We start from the raw sequence: 15,416 nt of genomic DNA, 5'->3' as shown, positions 1-15,416 counted from the left end.
GATCCGGCAGTTTTGAACCCAATAGGTATCGATGCGCTCCAACAGCCCATCGGCTCGCCGACCTGATGATTTTTTAAACGGAGCCTTTATGAAATTTCTTTCACCGCTCGCCTTGTTGACCCTTTGCGGCGTCATGGCGGCACCGCTGATGGCTGCCGAAGCCCCACCGGAACTCACTGGTTGTGCCGCCAAGCGCCAGTCCATCAGCACCCAGATCGAACAGGCCAAGGCCCATGGCAATGCCGATCAACAGGCTGGCCTGGAAAAAGCCCTGAGCGAAGTCACCGACCACTGCACCGATGCCGCCTTGAAGAAAGAGCGCGAGAATAAGGTGCTCGACGCCAAGCACGAAGTCAGCAGCCGCCAGGCCGACCTCGACAAGGCGATGAAAAAGGGCGACGCCGAGAAGATCAACAAACGCAAAGACAAACTCGCCGAGTCCCGCAAGGAATTGCAGCAAGCGCTGGATGAGCTGGATAAATAAGAAGAAAGATTGATGTCGTGCTCCAGGCAGCCTTCGCGAGCAAGCCCGCTCCCACATGGACACCGCATAGACTGTGGGAGCGGGCTTGCTCGCGAAGACGTCAGCCGGAGCAACACCAATCAGTGATCACGAAACTGTTTATGGCACGCGCTACAGGCGTCTTCGACTTTCTGCACGGCCGGCCCCAGGTTGCTGACCTTGTACGGCTGAACCTTGCTGGTAATCACCAATTCACCGGTGGCGGCCTCAAGTGTGCGGGCCATGTCCTGGAAACGCGACTGCTGCTGCCAGACATCGTCTTTGGCGCTGGTTTTGCCGTCCTCACGAACCTGTGGGAAATGCTTCCACGGCTCATGGGACAAGGCGTCGAGTTTGACCGCACCTTCGGTAAAACGCGGGCCGTCGAACGGAATGCGTCCACGCAACATGCCGCCCAGGTCTTCGCCGGTTTTGAGCATTTGCTTGAAGATTGCCTTGCGCTGACCCAGCGGCGAGTTCGGATCGACACCGCCACAGGCGGACAGCGTCAGACAGGCCAGCAATACAACAGAAAGTCTTTTAAGAGTCATGGTGGCTTCAGGTCACGGGAAACGTCGGCCAGTATCCTCGCGTCGCCGACAAAGACCAATAGCCCTATTAACAATAAGGGTTGCTTGAACGCTGGAAGCGCTCGGGCAACCTTTAAAGGAAGTACCGCATGAACAGCCTTTTCAACGTCTGGCGCAACAGTCTGGTCTGGACCCTTCCGATGGTCGCCCTGCTCGCCGGTTGCAACAGTGGAGACAACGCTAAACCACAAACCCACGCCATCGCCACCTATTCCAGCGCGACCTGGGAAGCCTTGCCGACGGTGTCCGATAACGACTTGCTGGCCGGTTTCGGTTCCTGGCGCAGCGCCTGTACCCGCCTGAAGTCCGACCCGGTCTGGGGCACGACCTGCGCAGCGGCAGCCAATGTGCCGCAAACCGCTGATGCGATCCGTGGTTTTCTCAAGGAACAGCTGGAGGTTTACGGCCTGCGTTCTTCCGCTGGCAATGCCAATGGCCTGATCACCGGCTATTACGAGCCGGTCTATCCGGGCAGCCTGACGCAGAACCCGGTGGCCAACGTACCGGTTTACGGCGTGCCGGATGACATGATCATCGTCTCCCTGGAGAGCATTTACCCGGAACTCAAAGGCAAGCGCCTGCGCGGTCGCCTTGAAGGCCGAGTGCTCAAGCCTTACGACGATGCCGCCGCCATTGAAACCAAAGGGGTGAAAGCACCCGTGCTGGCCTGGCTGACCGACCCGATGGACCTGCAATTTCTGCAGATCCAGGGCTCGGGCCGCATTCAACTGGAAGACGGCCGCCAACTGCGCATCGGCTATGCCGACCAGAACGGTCACCCGTACCGTCCTATCGGTCGCTGGCTGGTAGATCAGGGCGAGCTGAAAAAAGAAGAAGTGACGATGGGTGCTATCAGCGCCTGGGCCAAGGCCCACCCGACACGCATCCCTGAACTGCTCGGCAGCAACCCGAGCTACGTGTTCTTCAACCGCAACCCCGACAGCAACGAAGGCCCGCGCGGTTCGCTGAACGTGCCACTGACCTCGGGTTACAGCGTGGCGGTGGATCGCAAGGTCATTCCGCTGGGCAGCCTGCTGTGGTTATCCACCACTCGTCCTGATGGCAGCGCGCTGGTGCGACCAGTCGCAGCGCAGGACACCGGCGGCGCGATCACTGGTGAAGTTCGTGCCGATCTGTTCTGGGGCACGGGCGATGCCGCCGGGCAACTGGCCGGCGACATGAAACAGCAAGGACAAATCTGGATGCTCTGGCCAAAAGGCGCGGCATTGCCGCAACTGCCGCAGGTGGCCGACACGGTTAAAGCCAATCCTTAAGTTCTGCTGCGACTGATAGATAGCTTTCGCGAGCAAGCCCGCTCCCACATTGGAATGCATTCTCCTGTGGGAGCGGGCTTGCTCGCGAAGAGGCCCGCACAAACACCGAAAATTTCAGCCACTGAACCTCAGATCGACACAAAAAAGAAACTGGCGATCAGCCCCATGCCGACAAACCACACCAGCGAACGCAGGATCGCCCAATCCGCCAGGTAACAGATGATGTAAAGCAGACGGCTGGTGATGAACAGCACCGACAGCACGTTGATCGTCACCAGCTCGGCATTGCCGGCCAGATGCGCAACGATGACCGCAGCGGCAAATGCCGGGGTCACTTCAAAGCTGTTCAACTGGGCCCAGTGGGCACGCCTGGCAAACCCGTCGAGGGATTCAAGAAAGTCTCGCGGATCATGATTATCCCGAAGCCCGAACTTACCCCCAATCTTGGCGATGGAGGTGCAAACGTACGGCAAGAAAATCGCGATCAATACACACCACAGAGCAACAGTCATTGCAGATTCCTTTTTAGAGTTTTGTGAACGTTCGCTCAGAACTTCATCACGAGCATGCCAGCCAGTACCAGTCCACAGGCTAAGAGCCTGGGCCTGCCAAAAGGTTCTTTGAGGTAACGCATGCCGAACAGCACCACCAGAATCACGCTGATTTCGCGCAGCGCCGCCGCTTCGGCAATCGACCCCAACTGCATGGCCCAGAGCACCAAAGCGTAGCTGAACAACACGCAGAACCCGACACTCAAGCCCAGTCGCCACTGTTCACGCCAAAACAGCATAAAGGCCGGACGCTTGCGCACCAGCGCCAACAGCGGGAACGGCCAGGCACTGAACAGCGTGACCCAAACCAGATAATCGAGCGGGTGCGACCAGCGCCGCAATGCCTGCCCATCGATAAAGGTGTAGCAGCCGATGCAAAAGCCGATCAGCACCACCACCGGCAACATCGACCACGGCAAACGCTCCCCGCCACCGCCCTGCCAGAGCAGGCACAGCATGCCGAACGGGATCAGCAAAATGCCGAGGATTTGCTGGGTCGTCAGCACTTCGCCGGCAAAGATCAGCGTCAGCGCCAACACCACCAATGGCGACAAACCGCGCATCAGTGGATAGACCAATCCGAGATCGCCGACCCGATAGGCCTGGATCAGCAGATAGCGATAGAGCAACTCGAAGGCCGCCGAAGCGAAAATCCACGGCCAGATGTCCATCGGTGGCAGCACTACGAAACCCAGCATCAGCGCGACAAACAGCATCGCCACGCTGTCCATGCAGGCCACGACCAATAACCGCTCACCACTGAATTTGATCAGCGTATTCCAGGCCGCGTGCAACAGCGCCGCCACCAACACCAGAACCGTCGCGAGCACACGACCTCCTTGTCTGCAGAGAATTGATTCGTCATATGTCAGCAGCTGTTTATACTGCAACCGACCACGCCGCACTCAGTTGCGCACATACCTATTCCAATAAATTTCTGCCGCTACCCGACGTCTCACGAAGCCGGGAGCCGGCATGCGTATGCCTGATCAGAGCGTCAAGACTACCGACAGAGACCTTGCGCATGCCACTCGCCTTGCTTGCACTGGCTGTTGCCGCCTTCGGCATCGGCACCACTGAATTCGTCATCATGGGCTTGCTGCCCGATGTCGCCCGCGACCTCGCCGTGAGCATTCCCGAAGCCGGTCTGCTGATCACCGGCTACGCCTTGGGCGTGGTGTTCGGTGCCCCGATCCTCGCGGTCGGCACCGCCAACATGCCGCGCAAAGCCACGCTGCTGGGCATGACGCTGATGTTCATCCTCGGCAACATCCTCTGCGCGCTAGCCCCTAACTACGCCACGTTGATGGCCGCACGGGTGATCACCGCACTGTGCCATGGCGCATTCTTCGGCATCGGCTCGGTGGTCGCCGCCGGGCTGGTGGCGCCGAACAAACGTGCCCAGGCGATTGCGATGATGTTCACCGGCCTGACCCTGGCCAACGTGCTCGGCGTACCGCTGGGCACCGCACTCGGGCAATACGCGGGCTGGCGTTCGACTTTCTGGGCGGTGTCGGTAATCGGCGTGATTGCGGCCATCGCCCAGTGGGTCTGGCTGCCGAAAGAGATCGCCATGGACAAGGCCAACCTGGCCAGCGAATTCAAGGTTCTGGGCAAACCCAATGTGCTGCTGGCGTTGGGCATGAGTGTGCTGGCGTCCACCAGCCTGTTCAGCGTGTTCACCTACATCGCACCGATCCTGCAGGACATCACCGGCGTCAGCCCTCACGGCGTGACCATCATGCTGTTGTTGTTCGGCGTGGGTTTGACTGCCGGCAGCATACTCGGCGGGCGCCTGGCCGACAGCCGCTTGCTGCCGTCATTGGTCGGCATGGCCCTCGCGGTCGTGCTGGTGCTGGCCGCGTTCAGCCAGACCAGCCACTCGGTGATACCGGCAGCCATCACCCTTGTGCTGTGGGGCGTGTTCGCTTTTGCACTGTGCCCGATTCTGCAACTGCTGATCATCGATCAGGCCTTTGAGGCGCCAAATCTGGGCTCGACCCTGAACCAAAGCGCATTCAACCTGGGCAACGCAGCCGGTGCATGGATCGGTGGACTGGTGGTGGCCAGCGGCGCCGATCTGGCAGACCTGCCGTGGACTGGCGCACTGGTCGGAGGGCTGACCGTGTTCACCGCGCTGTTCTTCATCTACCTGCAACGTCGCAGTGCGGCAACGGTCAATGTCCCTGGCTGATCGACATGTCGCTGTACCGTAGGAGCAAAGCTTGCTCGCGATGGCGCCACTAGCAACACCGCTGAAACCGAGTTGAGCCCATCGCGAGCAAGCTTTGCTCCTACAGGGACCGCGGTCATTCGACGGACGCATCATCCTGGAACTGGTCTTTGACGTACTTGATCTCGGTCCGGCCATGTGGCGCCGGCAAGCCGTCTTCGCCCAGATTGACGAAGACCATCTTCTCGACCGTGAGGATGCTTTTGCGAGTGATTTTGTTGCGCACTTCGCAGGTCAGGGTGATCGAGGTGCGACCAAATTCGGTGGCGGTGATACCCAACTCGATGATGTCGCCCTGACGCGAGGCGCTGACAAAGTTGATTTCGGAAATGTACTTGGTGACCACGCGCTGGTTGCCCAGCTGGACGATCGCATAGATGGCCGCTTCTTCGTCAATCCAGCGCAGCAGGCTGCCGCCGAACAGTGTGCCGTTGGGGTTGAGGTCTTCGGGCTTTACCCATTTGCGGGTGTGGAAATTCATATTCACTCCTGAGCGTCTTGCCGAATGATGGGCGCCATCATGGCAGAGCCCGACCTAGAGCTCTATTGGGCATCGACTATGGTCTCGATTACCGTTCAGACATTGACCTGCAGAAAGGCTTTGGAAGATCAGCGTAGCCCGCTATAATCGCCACCGTTTCAAAACGGTAACGTTGCATTGATACCGTTTTCCCGCCACCTGTCCGAGGGGCGCTGCAGCAGGTTCGACCTGTCAGGCTCGGATGGGGCGTTGCTTGGTCGTCATCGACCAGACACTAAACGCACAACGGCGCCCATTCGCATACATTACGAATGGAGGCTCTTCATGAGCGCTGTAAACACGCCTGCAGATTTTACCGATTACAAAGTTGCCGACATGTCCCTGGCTGCCTGGGGCCGTCGCGAAACCATCATCGCAGAATCCGAAATGCCAGCCCTGATGGGCCTGCGTCGCAAGTACTCTGGTGAGCAACCGCTCAAGGGCGCGAAGATCCTCGGCTGCATCCACATGACCATTCAGACTGCCGTGCTGATCGAAACCCTGGTTGCCCTGGGTGCCGAAGTACGCTGGTCGTCCTGCAACATTTTCTCGACTCAGGACCAGGCCGCTGCCGCTATCGCCGCTGCCGGTATCCCGGTTTTCGCCTGGAAAGGTGAAACCGAAGAAGAGTACGAGTGGTGCCTTGAGCAAACCATCCTGAAGAATGGCGCGCCGTGGGATGCCAACATGATCCTCGACGACGGCGGCGACCTGACCGAACTGCTGCACAAGAAGTACCCGGCCATCCTGGACCGCGTCCACGGCGTGACCGAAGAAACCACCACTGGCGTACACCGTCTGCTGGACATGCTGGCCATGGGCGAGCTTAAAATCCCGGCCATCAACGTCAACGACTCGGTAACCAAGAGCAAGAACGACAACAAGTACGGCTGCCGTCACAGCCTGAACGATGCGATCAAGCGCGGTACCGACCACCTGTTGTCCGGCAAGCAAGCGCTGGTCATCGGTTACGGTGACGTGGGCAAGGGTTCGGCCCAGTCCCTGCGTCAGGAAGGCATGATCGTTAAAGTTTCCGAAGTTGACCCGATCTGCGCCATGCAAGCCTGCATGGACGGTTTCGAACTGGTTTCGCCGTTCATCGACGGTATCAACAACGGTACTGAAGCAAGCATCGACAAGGCACTGCTGGGCAAGATCGACCTGATCGTGACTACAACCGGCAACGTCAATGTTTGCGACGCAAACATGCTCAAAGCCCTGAAGAAGCGTGCCGTTGTCTGCAACATCGGTCACTTCGACAACGAAATCGACACTGCTTTCATGCGCAAGAACTGGGCATGGGAAGAAGTGAAGCCACAGGTTCACAAGGTTCACCGTACCGGCCCTGGCGATTTCGACGCACAGAACGACGACTACCTGATCCTGCTGGCCGAAGGCCGTTTGGTTAACCTGGGCAACGCCACTGGCCACCCAAGCCGCATCATGGACGGCTCGTTCGCCAACCAGGTTCTGGCGCAGATCTTCCTGTTCGGCCAGAAGTACGCCGACCTGTCGCCAGCCCAGAAAGCCGAGCGCCTGACGGTTGAAGTACTGCCGAAGAAACTCGACGAAGAAGTGGCCCTGGAAATGGTCCGCGGTTTCGGTGGCGTGGTCACTCAACTGACCAAGCAACAGGCTGAATACATCGGCGTGACCGTCGAAGGCCCGTTCAAGCCGCACGCTTACCGCTACTGATAGGTCCTGCAGCCTGCTCTCCTTGTGGGAGCGGGCTTGCTCGCGAAGGCGGCCAATCATTCAACATTGATGTCGACTGACCCGGCGCCTTCGCGAGCAAGCCCGCTCCCACATGGGATGTGCAAGTCTCACAGGCTTACGAGCTCTCAAGGGTATTCCAATGTCCCAAGACCGTCGCTACAGCTTCGAGTTCTTCCCTACGAAGACCGACGCTGGGCATGAAAAACTTATCGCCACTGCCCGTCAGCTGGCCACTTACAACCCCGATTTCTTCTCCTGCACCTATGGCGCTGGTGGTTCGACCCGTGATCGCACCCTCAACACCGTGTTGCAGCTCGAAAGCGAAGTCAAAGTCCCTGCCGCACCGCATCTGTCTTGCGTTGGCGACAGCAAGGCTGACTTGCGCGGCCTGCTGACTCAATACAAGGCAGCCGGCATCAAGCGGATCGTCGCTTTACGCGGTGACCTGCCTTCGGGCATGGGCATGGCCAGCGGCGAAATGCGCCACGCCAATGACCTGGTGAGCTTCATTCGTGAAGAGACTGGCGACCACTTCCACATCGAAGTCGCCGCTTACCCGGAAATGCACCCGCAAGCGCGCAACTTCGAAGACGATCTCACCAACTTCGTGCGCAAGGCCAACGCCGGTGCCGACAGTGCGATCACCCAGTACTTCTTCAACGCCGACAGCTACTTCTACTTCGTCGAGCGTGTACGGGCTATGGGTGTGAACATCCCGATTGTTCCGGGCATCATGCCGATCACCAACTACAGCAAGCTGGCACGCTTTTCCGACGCCTGCGGTGCGGAAATCCCGCGCTGGATCCGCAAGCAGCTGGAAGCCTACGGTGACGACACCCAGAGCATTCAGGGTTTCGGCGAGCAAGTGATCACCGAAATGTGTGAACGCTTGCTGCAAGGCGGTGCACCAGGGCTGCATTTCTATACCCTGAACCAGGCTGAACCTAGCCTGGCGGTATGGAACAACCTGAAACTGCCGCGTTAAAAGTCGTACAGGCAAGATCAAAAGATCGCAGCCTTCGGCAGCTCCTACGCGGATAATCCGTAGGAGCTGCCGAAGGCTGCGATCTTTCGACTCTCGGATCACACGCCCAAATCCCTTGTGCTAGAGCCCCCTCTTCTAACACCCGTTTCTGGCTATTGCTCAAATCTCGTCGTAATCTCCAGCGATGCCCGTCATTGCCCAATTACTGACAGCCGTGCTTTTTGCTTGCCTGAGCTTTACTGCTCGGGGCGAGAAATTGCGCATTGTCACCGAGCCCTGGATGCCCTACGTATACGAGGAAAACGGCCAGGCCCTTGGGCTGGATTACGAAACCACGGCAATCGTCTTCCAGCGGTTGGGGATTGAAGTGCAGTGGCAATTCCTGCCATGGAAACGCTGCCTGGCCATGCTGGATCAAGGATTGGTCGACGGCGTGCTGGATATCTTCCACAGCAACGAACGCGACGCCACCCTGCTCTATCCCAGCGAACCGCTGTCGGAAGTCGAGTTCGTGATGTTCTATGCCAATGATCGCCCTCACCCCTTCCGCACCCTTGAAGACCTGCGCGGCCTGACCATCGGCACCTCCCCCGGCTACCTGTACAGCCAGGACTTCAGGGACTCGACCCTGTTCACCCGCGAACCTGCGCCAACCCATGAAGCCAACTTCGGCAAGCTGCAACGCGGGCGTATCGACCTGCTGATCACTGACCGCCGGGTTGGCCAAACCCTGCTCGACACCTTGAAACTGCGCGGCCAGATCAGCGAAAGCCCGACGGTCATCAGCCACGAAAAACAGTTTCTGGCCCTGCGCCGCAATGCCGGCATGGACCTGCTGGTGCAGCGTTTCGGCGCCGAGCTCAAGCGCTTCAAACGCGAACCGGCCTACGCTCAATTGAGTGCGCGTTATGGCGCCGGCCCGGTAAATACCGACCCGTTAATCGCGCCGCAAGCCAGCAACGGAAAAACCGTTGAGCAGCAGGAAAGCAGCGCTCCGTGATTGCTCTGTTATACTCCGGCCTTCCCGCCAGGCTCACGCCCGGACGCTCGGTCTTGTTTAAGGCATCTCGACACCGCTACAGCGCAGCTTTTCAGCCCGCGCGAGTACTCGAAGATGAGCCTTCAAGGCCCAGCAGGACCGGACGCGATTGCGCTTCTCTTAAACGCCATTCGCGCCAGGCAAGACTATCCCATTGGGCCAAGCCCTAACTAAAACAGGATTACTCATGTCCTTTGCTTCCCTCGGTCTCTCCGAGGCTTTAGTCCGCGCCATCGAGGCAGCGGGCTATACCGAGCCTACTCCGGTGCAACAGCGGGCCATTCCCGCCGTGTTGCAAGGTCGCGACCTGATGGTCGCGGCACAGACAGGTACTGGCAAAACCGGCGGCTTCGCCCTGCCGATTCTGGAGCGCTTGTTCCCCAACGGTCACCCGGACAAATCCCAGCGTCACGGCCCGCGCCAACCACGCGTACTGGTCCTGACCCCGACTCGCGAACTGGCCGCTCAGGTGCACGAGAGCTTCAAGGTCTACGCCCGTGACCTGAAATTCGTCAGTGCCTGCATCTTCGGCGGCGTTGGCATGAACCCACAGGTTCAGGCCATGTCCCGCGGTGTTGACGTACTGGTGGCCTGCCCGGGTCGCTTGCTCGACCTGGCCGGCCAAGGCAGCGTCGACCTGTCCCACGTGGAAATCCTGGTACTGGACGAAGCGGACCGGATGCTCGACATGGGCTTCGTCCATGACGTGAAAAAAGTCCTCGCCCGCCTGCCAGCCAAACGTCAGAACCTGCTGTTCTCGGCAACCTTCTCCAAGGACATCACTGACCTTGCCGGCAAGTTGCTGCACAACCCGGAACGCATCGAAGTCACGCCGCCGAACACCACGGTCGAGCGTATCGAACAACGCGTGTTCCGCCTGGCCGCCAGCCACAAACGCTCGCTGCTGGCGCACCTGATTACTGCCGGCGCCTGGGAACAGGTCCTGGTCTTCACCCGCACCAAGCACGGCGCCAACCGTCTGGCCGAGTACCTGGACAAACACGGCCTGAGCGCCGTCGCGATCCACGGTAACAAGAGCCAGAACGCTCGCACCAAAGCCCTGGCCGACTTCAAGGCTGGTGAAGTGCGCATTCTGGTCGCCACCGATATCGCCGCTCGCGGCCTGGATATCGACCAACTGCCACACGTGGTCAACTTCGAGCTGCCAAACGTCGACGAAGACTATGTGCACCGTATCGGCCGTACTGGCCGCGCCGGTCGTTCGGGCGAAGCGATCTCGCTGGTTGCCCCGGACGAAGAAAAACTGCTGAAAAGCATCGAGCGCATGACCAAGCAGAAAATTGCCGATGGCAATCTGATGGGTTTTGATTCCAGCGCTGTAGAAGCCGAGAAGCCAGAAGTTCGCGAGCGTCCGGATGTGCGTAACCCGCGCAACCCACGTGGCCCGCGCGGCGACGGTCCAAACGGCAGCGGTGGTGGTGGCGGTCGTAAGGACAAAGGCAAGGACAAGGGAGGTAAGGAAAAACCGGCTGCCGGCCGTGGCGAACGCCCGGCTCAAAAACCTCGCGAGGGTACTCCGGCCCGTGAACAGCAGCGTCCGGCACCCCGCGCCGCCGCTGACCGTGCACCGGACGAGTTCCTCGACGACGATGTCGATAACTTCGGTAACCGCGTCGACTACGTTCCGCAGCAGAAAGCCCCTCAGGGCCGCGGCCGCCGTCCGGGTGCTCCGGCACAAGGCGCGGGCGCAGCTGCTCCACGTACCGGTCAGCCGCAAGGTCGTCAGAACGGCCCGCGTAACAGCAGCGGCGCCAGCACTGGCACCCCGCCTGCCAAACGCAGCGGTCCACGCAGTGGCGCACCACGTGACGGCCAGGCCCGTCGCGAAGAGTCGCGCAACCGCCCGGCCCGTGACGAGCAGCCGCGTCAGGAGCCCGCAGTGCAAAACCCGCGCGGTACCCAGCCGAAGATCATGCACAAGGAGTCCAAGGCTGATCGTTTCCCGACACCTGAGCAGCTCGATCAACTGCCAAGCCGCCCACGCGGCGAGAAACCAGCGTTGCTGACTCGCAACCGCTGATTTATCGCGCTAACAAAAACGCCCCCGATCGCGAGATCGGGGGCGTTTTTGTGTCAGCAGCGAAAATTATTTCGCTTGAACACCTTCAAACGAGATGTCCAGGTCCAGGGTCTGGGAAGTAGGACCTGGGCCTTTGATACCGAACTCGCTCAACTGCAGCGTGGTAGTACCGTTGAAGCCGGCACGGTAGCCGCCCCATGGATCCTTGCCTTCGCCGTTGAAGGTTGCCTTGAACACGACTGGCTTGGTCACGCCGTGCAGAGTCAGGTCGCCGGTCACGTCAGCGGTTTTTTCGCCAGTGGATTTAACACTGGTGGAAACGAACTTGGCTTCGGGGAATTTCGCGGCGTCCAGGAAGTCCGGGGTACGGATGTGCTTGTCACGTTCAGCGTGGTTGGTATCAATGCTGGCGGTTTTCAGGACAACGTCGATTTTGCTGGCTTCTGGAGCCTTGGCGTCGAAGTTGAACTTGCCGTTCCAATCCTTGAAAGTACCGTGGATGAAGCTGTAACCCAGGTGGCTGATCTTGAAGTCGACGAAGGCGTGATTGCCTTCCTTGTCGATTGTGTATTCCGCGGCCATCGCTTGCCCTGCCGACAACAGAGCAGTACCGATTGCCAGAGCGGCGAGAGTCTTTTTCAACATGCTTTCTATTCCTTGGAGTCGAGGTTGAACATCAGGCTTTGCGTCCCAGCATTCGCGTCAGGGTCGCATCACGGTCGATAAAGTGGTGCTTCAGTGCTGCCAACGCATGGAGACCGGAAAAAATTACCAGTGCCCACGCCAGATACAGATGAATAGCACCCGCTATGTCTGCCTGGTCCGGTAGACCGGAAATCAGCGCAGGAATTTCAAACAGGCCAAACACCGGAATCCCGACACCGTCTGCAGTGGAAATCAGGTAACCGGCAATCATCACAGCGAACAGGCTGAAATACAGAAACCCATGGCCCAGCGTGGCGCCCAGGCGAGTCATGCGACTGTAGTTGGTCAAGGCTGGCGGTGGCGGGCTGATAAAGCGCCACAACGCCCGCAGCAGCATGATCGCGAACAATGTCAGGCCGATGCTTTTGTGCAGGTCCGGCGCTTCTTTGCGCCAGGTGCTGTAGTAGTCGAGACCAACCATCCACAAGCCCAGAGCAAACAGACCGAAGACTGCCAGCGCCACGCCCCAGTGCAGAAAGATGCTGACCCAGCCGTAGCGGGAGGAAGAGTTACGTAGCTGCATTGCCCAAATCCTGTAAGAACTGCGACCAAGACTATCGAGTTATCTATCGATTTAAAGCCGAAAATTTCGCTTTGAAATATCGAGAAATACGATCAAGAGTCTGAAATAGGTGGGTTAAGGAAAGATTAACCCCCAGCGAGCGACGCAATCGGAAGTAGCTTTACCGTGCCCTGTCAGAGTATGCGCACGTCAATACAACCACGTAGCGCACCTGTGTTTCCATGTGCAAACGCCACAATAGGTTGTCCGCTCGCCTGGCATTGCATAGGCTTGCGCGATTGAACGGCCGCGCATGCCGCGAACCGCCTCCAGGAGAACGAAGATGGGCTTGAATAATCAGTGGATGCAGCGAGATCTCGCGGTTTTGTGGCATCCCTGCACCCAGATGAAAGACCACGAACAACTGCCGCTGATCCCGATCAAGCGCGGCGAAGGCGTATGGCTCGAAGACTTCGAAGGCAAACGCTACCTCGATGCGGTCAGCTCCTGGTGGGTCAACGTGTTCGGCCACGCCAACCCGCGGATCAACCAGCGGATCAAGGACCAGGTCGATCAACTGGAACACGTGATCCTCGCAGGCTTCAGCCATCAACCGGTGATCGAGTTGTCCGAACGCCTGGTGAAGATGACGCCGGAAGGCCTGACACGGTGTTTCTACGCCGATAACGGTTCGTCCTGCATCGAAGTCGCGCTGAAAATGAGCTTTCACTACTGGCTCAACTGCGGCCAGCCGAACAAGAAACGCTTTGTCACCCTGACCAACAGCTACCACGGCGAAACCATGGCCGCGATGTCGGTCGGCGACGTGCCGTTGTTCACCGAAACCTATAAAGCGCTGCTGCTGGACACCATCAAGGTGCCGAGCCCGGACTGCTACCTGCGCCCCGAAGGCATGAGCTGGGAAGAGCATTCGCGCAACATGTTCGCCGCGATGGAACAGACCCTGGCCGAAAACCATGAAACCGTCGCCGCGGTGATCGTCGAGCCGCTGATCCAGGGTGCTGGCGGCATGCGCATGTATCACCCGGTGTACCTGAAATTGCTGCGCGAAGCCTGTGACCGTTACGGCGTGCACCTGATCCACGACGAAATCGCCGTCGGCTTCGGCCGCACCGGCACGATGTTCGCCTGCGAACAGGCCGGCATCCGTCCGGACTTCCTGTGCCTGTCCAAAGCCTTGACCGGCGGCTACCTGCCGCTGGCCGCGTGCGTTACCACGGACGAGGTCTACAGCGCTTTCTACGACGACTACCCGACCCTGCGCGCCTTCCTGCATTCCCACAGCTACACCGGCAACCCGCTGGCCTGTGCGGCGGCGTTGGCGACGCTGGATATCTTCGAAGAAGACAACGTCATCGAGAAGAACAAGGCCCTTGCCCAGCGCATGGCCAGCTCGACCGCGCACCTGGTTGATCATCCACACGTCTCGGAAGTGCGCCAGACCGGCATGGTGCTGGCTATCGAGATGGTTCAGGACAAAGCGAGCAAGACCGCCTACCCATGGCAGGAACGCCGTGGGCTGAAAGTGTTCCAGCACGCTCTGGAACGTGGTGCGCTGTTACGGCCATTGGGCAGCGTGGTGTATTTCCTGCCACCGTACGTGATCACCCCCGAGCAGATCGACTTCCTTGCCGAAGTCGCCAGCGAAGGGATCGATATCGCCACCAGCAACAAGGTCAGCGTGGCGGTGCCGAAGGACTTCCATCCGGGCTTCCGCGATCCGGGTTGATGGATCGCACTATACGGTCTATGTGGGAGCGAGCCTGCTCGCGATGCGGACACCGAAGTCGATCTGCTAGACCTCGGTGATGCTATCGCGAGCAGGCTCGCTCCCACAGGGGCAGGCCGCCCATAAAGATGTCGACACCGACTCAGATAACCAGCACCCTTTTCAGAGAACCCGAATGAGACTGTCCCGCTTCTTTATCGACGCCCCCCTGAGCCTCGGCGAGCATGAATTGCCAGAGGCCCAGGCGCACTACATCAGTCGCGTGCTGCGCATGGCCGAGGGCGATGCATTGCAAGTGTTCGACGGTTCAGGTCAGGAGTTTCGCGGCACACTGGCGGAAGTCGGCAAGAAGCGCGTGCGCGTGGCGTTGACGGAAAGTTTTGCCGGGCAAATCGAGTCGCCGTTGCAGATTCATCTGGGCCAGGGTTTGTCCCGAGGCGAACGGATGGACTGGGCGATTCAGAAAGCCACCGAACTGGGCGTGACTGAAATCACCCCGATTTTCACTGACCGCTGCGAAGTCCGGCTCAAGGACGAACGCGCCGACAAACGCCTGCAACACTGGCGTCAAGTCGCTATCAGCGCGTGCGAACAATGCGGCCGTTCACGAGTGCCAGTGATTCACCCGCCCTTGCTGCTGGCCGACTGGCTGAAGCAGACCGAGACTGAATTGAAACTGGTGCTACACCCGGTGGCCGAGCCGCTGGTCAGCCATGCCAAACCTTCGACACTGGCGTTCCTGATCGGCCCGGAAGGCGGGTTGTCGGATGCGGAAGTCGAACAGGCGCAAAGCGCCGGCTTCCATTCCGCCCGCCTCGGCCCGCGAGTACTGCGCACCGAAACCGCGCCGGTGGTGGCGTTGGCCGTGGCCCAGCAACTTTGGGGTGATTTCTAGGCGGGTATGTCGCCTGCTAAAAGATCGCAGCCTTCGGTGTTGTGGTTCAGTTTTTTTGAACCGCTCTGTAGGAGCATTAGGCCGCTTGCTGCTCAAACAGCGCAGGCGGCAGG

At 59.4% G+C, this 15,416-nt stretch carries 15 protein-coding genes and 1 riboswitch; of the genes, 9 read left to right on the top strand and 6 right to left on the bottom strand.

The window, feature by feature from the left end; genetic code table 11:
- Positions 1-88 precede the first annotated feature (88 nt).
- Positions 89-484, top strand: a complete 396-nt coding sequence (locus ACIPIN_RS17540) for a DUF1090 domain-containing protein (RefSeq protein ID WP_401120519.1) — start codon at positions 89-91, stop codon at positions 482-484.
- Positions 485-603: 119 nt separating this feature from the next.
- Here the strand turns inward: ACIPIN_RS17540 and ACIPIN_RS17535 are convergent, their stop codons facing one another.
- Positions 604-1,053 (bottom strand): c-type cytochrome, encoded by a 450-nt coding sequence (locus ACIPIN_RS17535; RefSeq protein ID WP_401120518.1) that lies wholly within the window; start codon positions 1,051-1,053, stop codon positions 604-606.
- Positions 1,054-1,181: 128 nt separating this feature from the next.
- Between ACIPIN_RS17535 and ACIPIN_RS17530 the strand changes: the two genes are divergently transcribed.
- Positions 1,182-2,366, top strand: a complete 1,185-nt coding sequence (locus ACIPIN_RS17530) for a murein transglycosylase A (RefSeq protein ID WP_401120516.1) — start codon at positions 1,182-1,184, stop codon at positions 2,364-2,366.
- 128 nt (positions 2,367-2,494) lie between these two features.
- Here ACIPIN_RS17530 and ACIPIN_RS17525 read toward each other — a convergent pair whose 3' ends face one another.
- On the bottom strand, positions 2,495-2,878 hold the full coding sequence (locus ACIPIN_RS17525; RefSeq protein ID WP_123426462.1) for an MAPEG family protein: 384 nt from the start codon (positions 2,876-2,878) through the stop codon (positions 2,495-2,497).
- Between the two features lie 35 nt (positions 2,879-2,913).
- Entirely contained in the window at positions 2,914-3,747 is an 834-nt protein-coding gene (locus ACIPIN_RS17520) for an EamA family transporter (protein WP_401120515.1), read from the bottom strand.
- 194 nt (positions 3,748-3,941) lie between these two features.
- On the opposite strand from ACIPIN_RS17520, the gene ACIPIN_RS17515 reads away from it, so the two are divergent.
- Positions 3,942-5,111 (top strand): MFS transporter, encoded by a 1,170-nt coding sequence (locus tag ACIPIN_RS17515; RefSeq protein ID WP_401120513.1) that lies wholly within the window; start codon positions 3,942-3,944, stop codon positions 5,109-5,111.
- A 115-nt stretch (positions 5,112-5,226) separates the two neighbouring features.
- On the opposite strand, the gene ACIPIN_RS17510 is transcribed toward ACIPIN_RS17515, so the two are convergent.
- The gene (locus ACIPIN_RS17510; protein ID WP_103396738.1) at positions 5,227-5,631 is read right to left on the bottom strand and encodes an acyl-CoA thioesterase; all 405 of its coding nucleotides are present in this window, start codon (positions 5,629-5,631) and stop codon (positions 5,227-5,229) included.
- Positions 5,632-5,829: 198 nt separating this feature from the next.
- Positions 5,830-5,932, top strand: a riboswitch (S-adenosyl-L-homocysteine riboswitch).
- A gap of 23 nt (positions 5,933-5,955) precedes the next feature.
- Between ACIPIN_RS17510 and ahcY the strand changes: the two genes are divergently transcribed.
- The 4 genes from ahcY to ACIPIN_RS17490 all read left to right on the top strand — a co-directional run bounded on the left by ahcY (position 5,956) and on the right by ACIPIN_RS17490 (position 11,451).
- The gene (gene ahcY / locus ACIPIN_RS17505) at positions 5,956-7,365 is read left to right on the top strand and encodes an adenosylhomocysteinase (protein WP_401120512.1); all 1,410 of its coding nucleotides are present in this window, start codon (positions 5,956-5,958) and stop codon (positions 7,363-7,365) included.
- 160 nt (positions 7,366-7,525) lie between these two features.
- Positions 7,526-8,371, top strand: coding sequence for a methylenetetrahydrofolate reductase [NAD(P)H] (metF, locus tag ACIPIN_RS17500; RefSeq protein WP_401120511.1), 846 nt, complete (start codon positions 7,526-7,528; stop codon positions 8,369-8,371).
- Between the two features lie 184 nt (positions 8,372-8,555).
- A complete protein-coding gene (locus ACIPIN_RS17495; protein WP_401120510.1) occupies positions 8,556-9,371 on the top strand; it encodes a substrate-binding periplasmic protein in 816 nt (271 codons plus the stop codon).
- A 226-nt stretch (positions 9,372-9,597) separates the two neighbouring features.
- Complete coding sequence (locus ACIPIN_RS17490) at positions 9,598-11,451, top strand: DEAD/DEAH box helicase (protein ID WP_401120509.1); 1,854 nt, start codon at positions 9,598-9,600, stop codon at positions 11,449-11,451.
- Between the two features lie 66 nt (positions 11,452-11,517).
- On the opposite strand, the gene ACIPIN_RS17485 is transcribed toward ACIPIN_RS17490, so the two are convergent.
- Together ACIPIN_RS17485 and ACIPIN_RS17480 are read right to left on the bottom strand one after the other, a co-directional pair.
- On the bottom strand, positions 11,518-12,096 hold the full coding sequence (locus ACIPIN_RS17485; RefSeq protein ID WP_401120508.1) for a YceI family protein: 579 nt from the start codon (positions 12,094-12,096) through the stop codon (positions 11,518-11,520).
- 31 nt (positions 12,097-12,127) lie between these two features.
- Positions 12,128-12,679, bottom strand: coding sequence for a cytochrome b (locus ACIPIN_RS17480; RefSeq protein WP_401120506.1), 552 nt, complete (start codon positions 12,677-12,679; stop codon positions 12,128-12,130).
- Positions 12,680-13,001: 322 nt separating this feature from the next.
- Between ACIPIN_RS17480 and ACIPIN_RS17475 the strand changes: the two genes are divergently transcribed.
- Entirely contained in the window at positions 13,002-14,408 is a 1,407-nt protein-coding gene (locus ACIPIN_RS17475) for an adenosylmethionine--8-amino-7-oxononanoate transaminase (RefSeq protein WP_401120505.1), read from the top strand.
- A gap of 175 nt (positions 14,409-14,583) precedes the next feature.
- Entirely contained in the window at positions 14,584-15,303 is a 720-nt protein-coding gene (locus ACIPIN_RS17470; RefSeq protein ID WP_401120504.1) for a 16S rRNA (uracil(1498)-N(3))-methyltransferase, read from the top strand.
- The last annotated feature ends 113 nt before the right edge of the window (positions 15,304-15,416 follow it).

The organism is Pseudomonas sp. NPDC087697, assembly GCF_044743155.1.
In the GTDB taxonomy this organism is placed as follows: domain Bacteria; phylum Pseudomonadota; class Gammaproteobacteria; order Pseudomonadales; family Pseudomonadaceae; genus Aquipseudomonas.
Note: the sequence above shows the minus strand (reverse complement) of the source record. Positions and strands in the feature narration are given on the sequence as shown.

Excerpts from the sequence above, each read along its gene's own strand:
- ACIPIN_RS17525 (WP_123426462.1), bottom strand. The coding sequence starts at position 2,878 with ATGACTGTTGCTCTGTGGTGTGTATTGATCGCGATTTTCTTGCCGTAC.
- ACIPIN_RS17485 (WP_401120508.1), bottom strand. The coding sequence starts at position 12,096 with ATGTTGAAAAAGACTCTCGCCGCTCTGGCAATCGGTACTGCTCTGTTG.
- metF (WP_401120511.1), top strand. The coding sequence starts at position 7,526 with ATGTCCCAAGACCGTCGCTACAGCTTCGAGTTCTTCCCTACGAAGACC.
- ACIPIN_RS17480 (WP_401120506.1), bottom strand. The coding sequence starts at position 12,679 with ATGCAGCTACGTAACTCTTCCTCCCGCTACGGCTGGGTCAGCATCTTT.
- ACIPIN_RS17535 (WP_401120518.1), bottom strand. The coding sequence starts at position 1,053 with ATGACTCTTAAAAGACTTTCTGTTGTATTGCTGGCCTGTCTGACGCTG.
- ACIPIN_RS17530 (WP_401120516.1), top strand. The coding sequence starts at position 1,182 with ATGAACAGCCTTTTCAACGTCTGGCGCAACAGTCTGGTCTGGACCCTT.
- ahcY (WP_401120512.1), top strand. The coding sequence starts at position 5,956 with ATGAGCGCTGTAAACACGCCTGCAGATTTTACCGATTACAAAGTTGCC.
- ACIPIN_RS17490 (WP_401120509.1), top strand. The coding sequence starts at position 9,598 with ATGTCCTTTGCTTCCCTCGGTCTCTCCGAGGCTTTAGTCCGCGCCATC.
- ACIPIN_RS17470 (WP_401120504.1), top strand. The coding sequence starts at position 14,584 with ATGAGACTGTCCCGCTTCTTTATCGACGCCCCCCTGAGCCTCGGCGAG.
- ACIPIN_RS17540 (WP_401120519.1), top strand. The coding sequence starts at position 89 with ATGAAATTTCTTTCACCGCTCGCCTTGTTGACCCTTTGCGGCGTCATG.
- ACIPIN_RS17495 (WP_401120510.1), top strand. The coding sequence starts at position 8,556 with ATGCCCGTCATTGCCCAATTACTGACAGCCGTGCTTTTTGCTTGCCTG.
- ACIPIN_RS17515 (WP_401120513.1), top strand. The coding sequence starts at position 3,942 with ATGCCACTCGCCTTGCTTGCACTGGCTGTTGCCGCCTTCGGCATCGGC.
- ACIPIN_RS17475 (WP_401120505.1), top strand. The coding sequence starts at position 13,002 with ATGGGCTTGAATAATCAGTGGATGCAGCGAGATCTCGCGGTTTTGTGG.
- ACIPIN_RS17510 (WP_103396738.1), bottom strand. The coding sequence starts at position 5,631 with ATGAATTTCCACACCCGCAAATGGGTAAAGCCCGAAGACCTCAACCCC.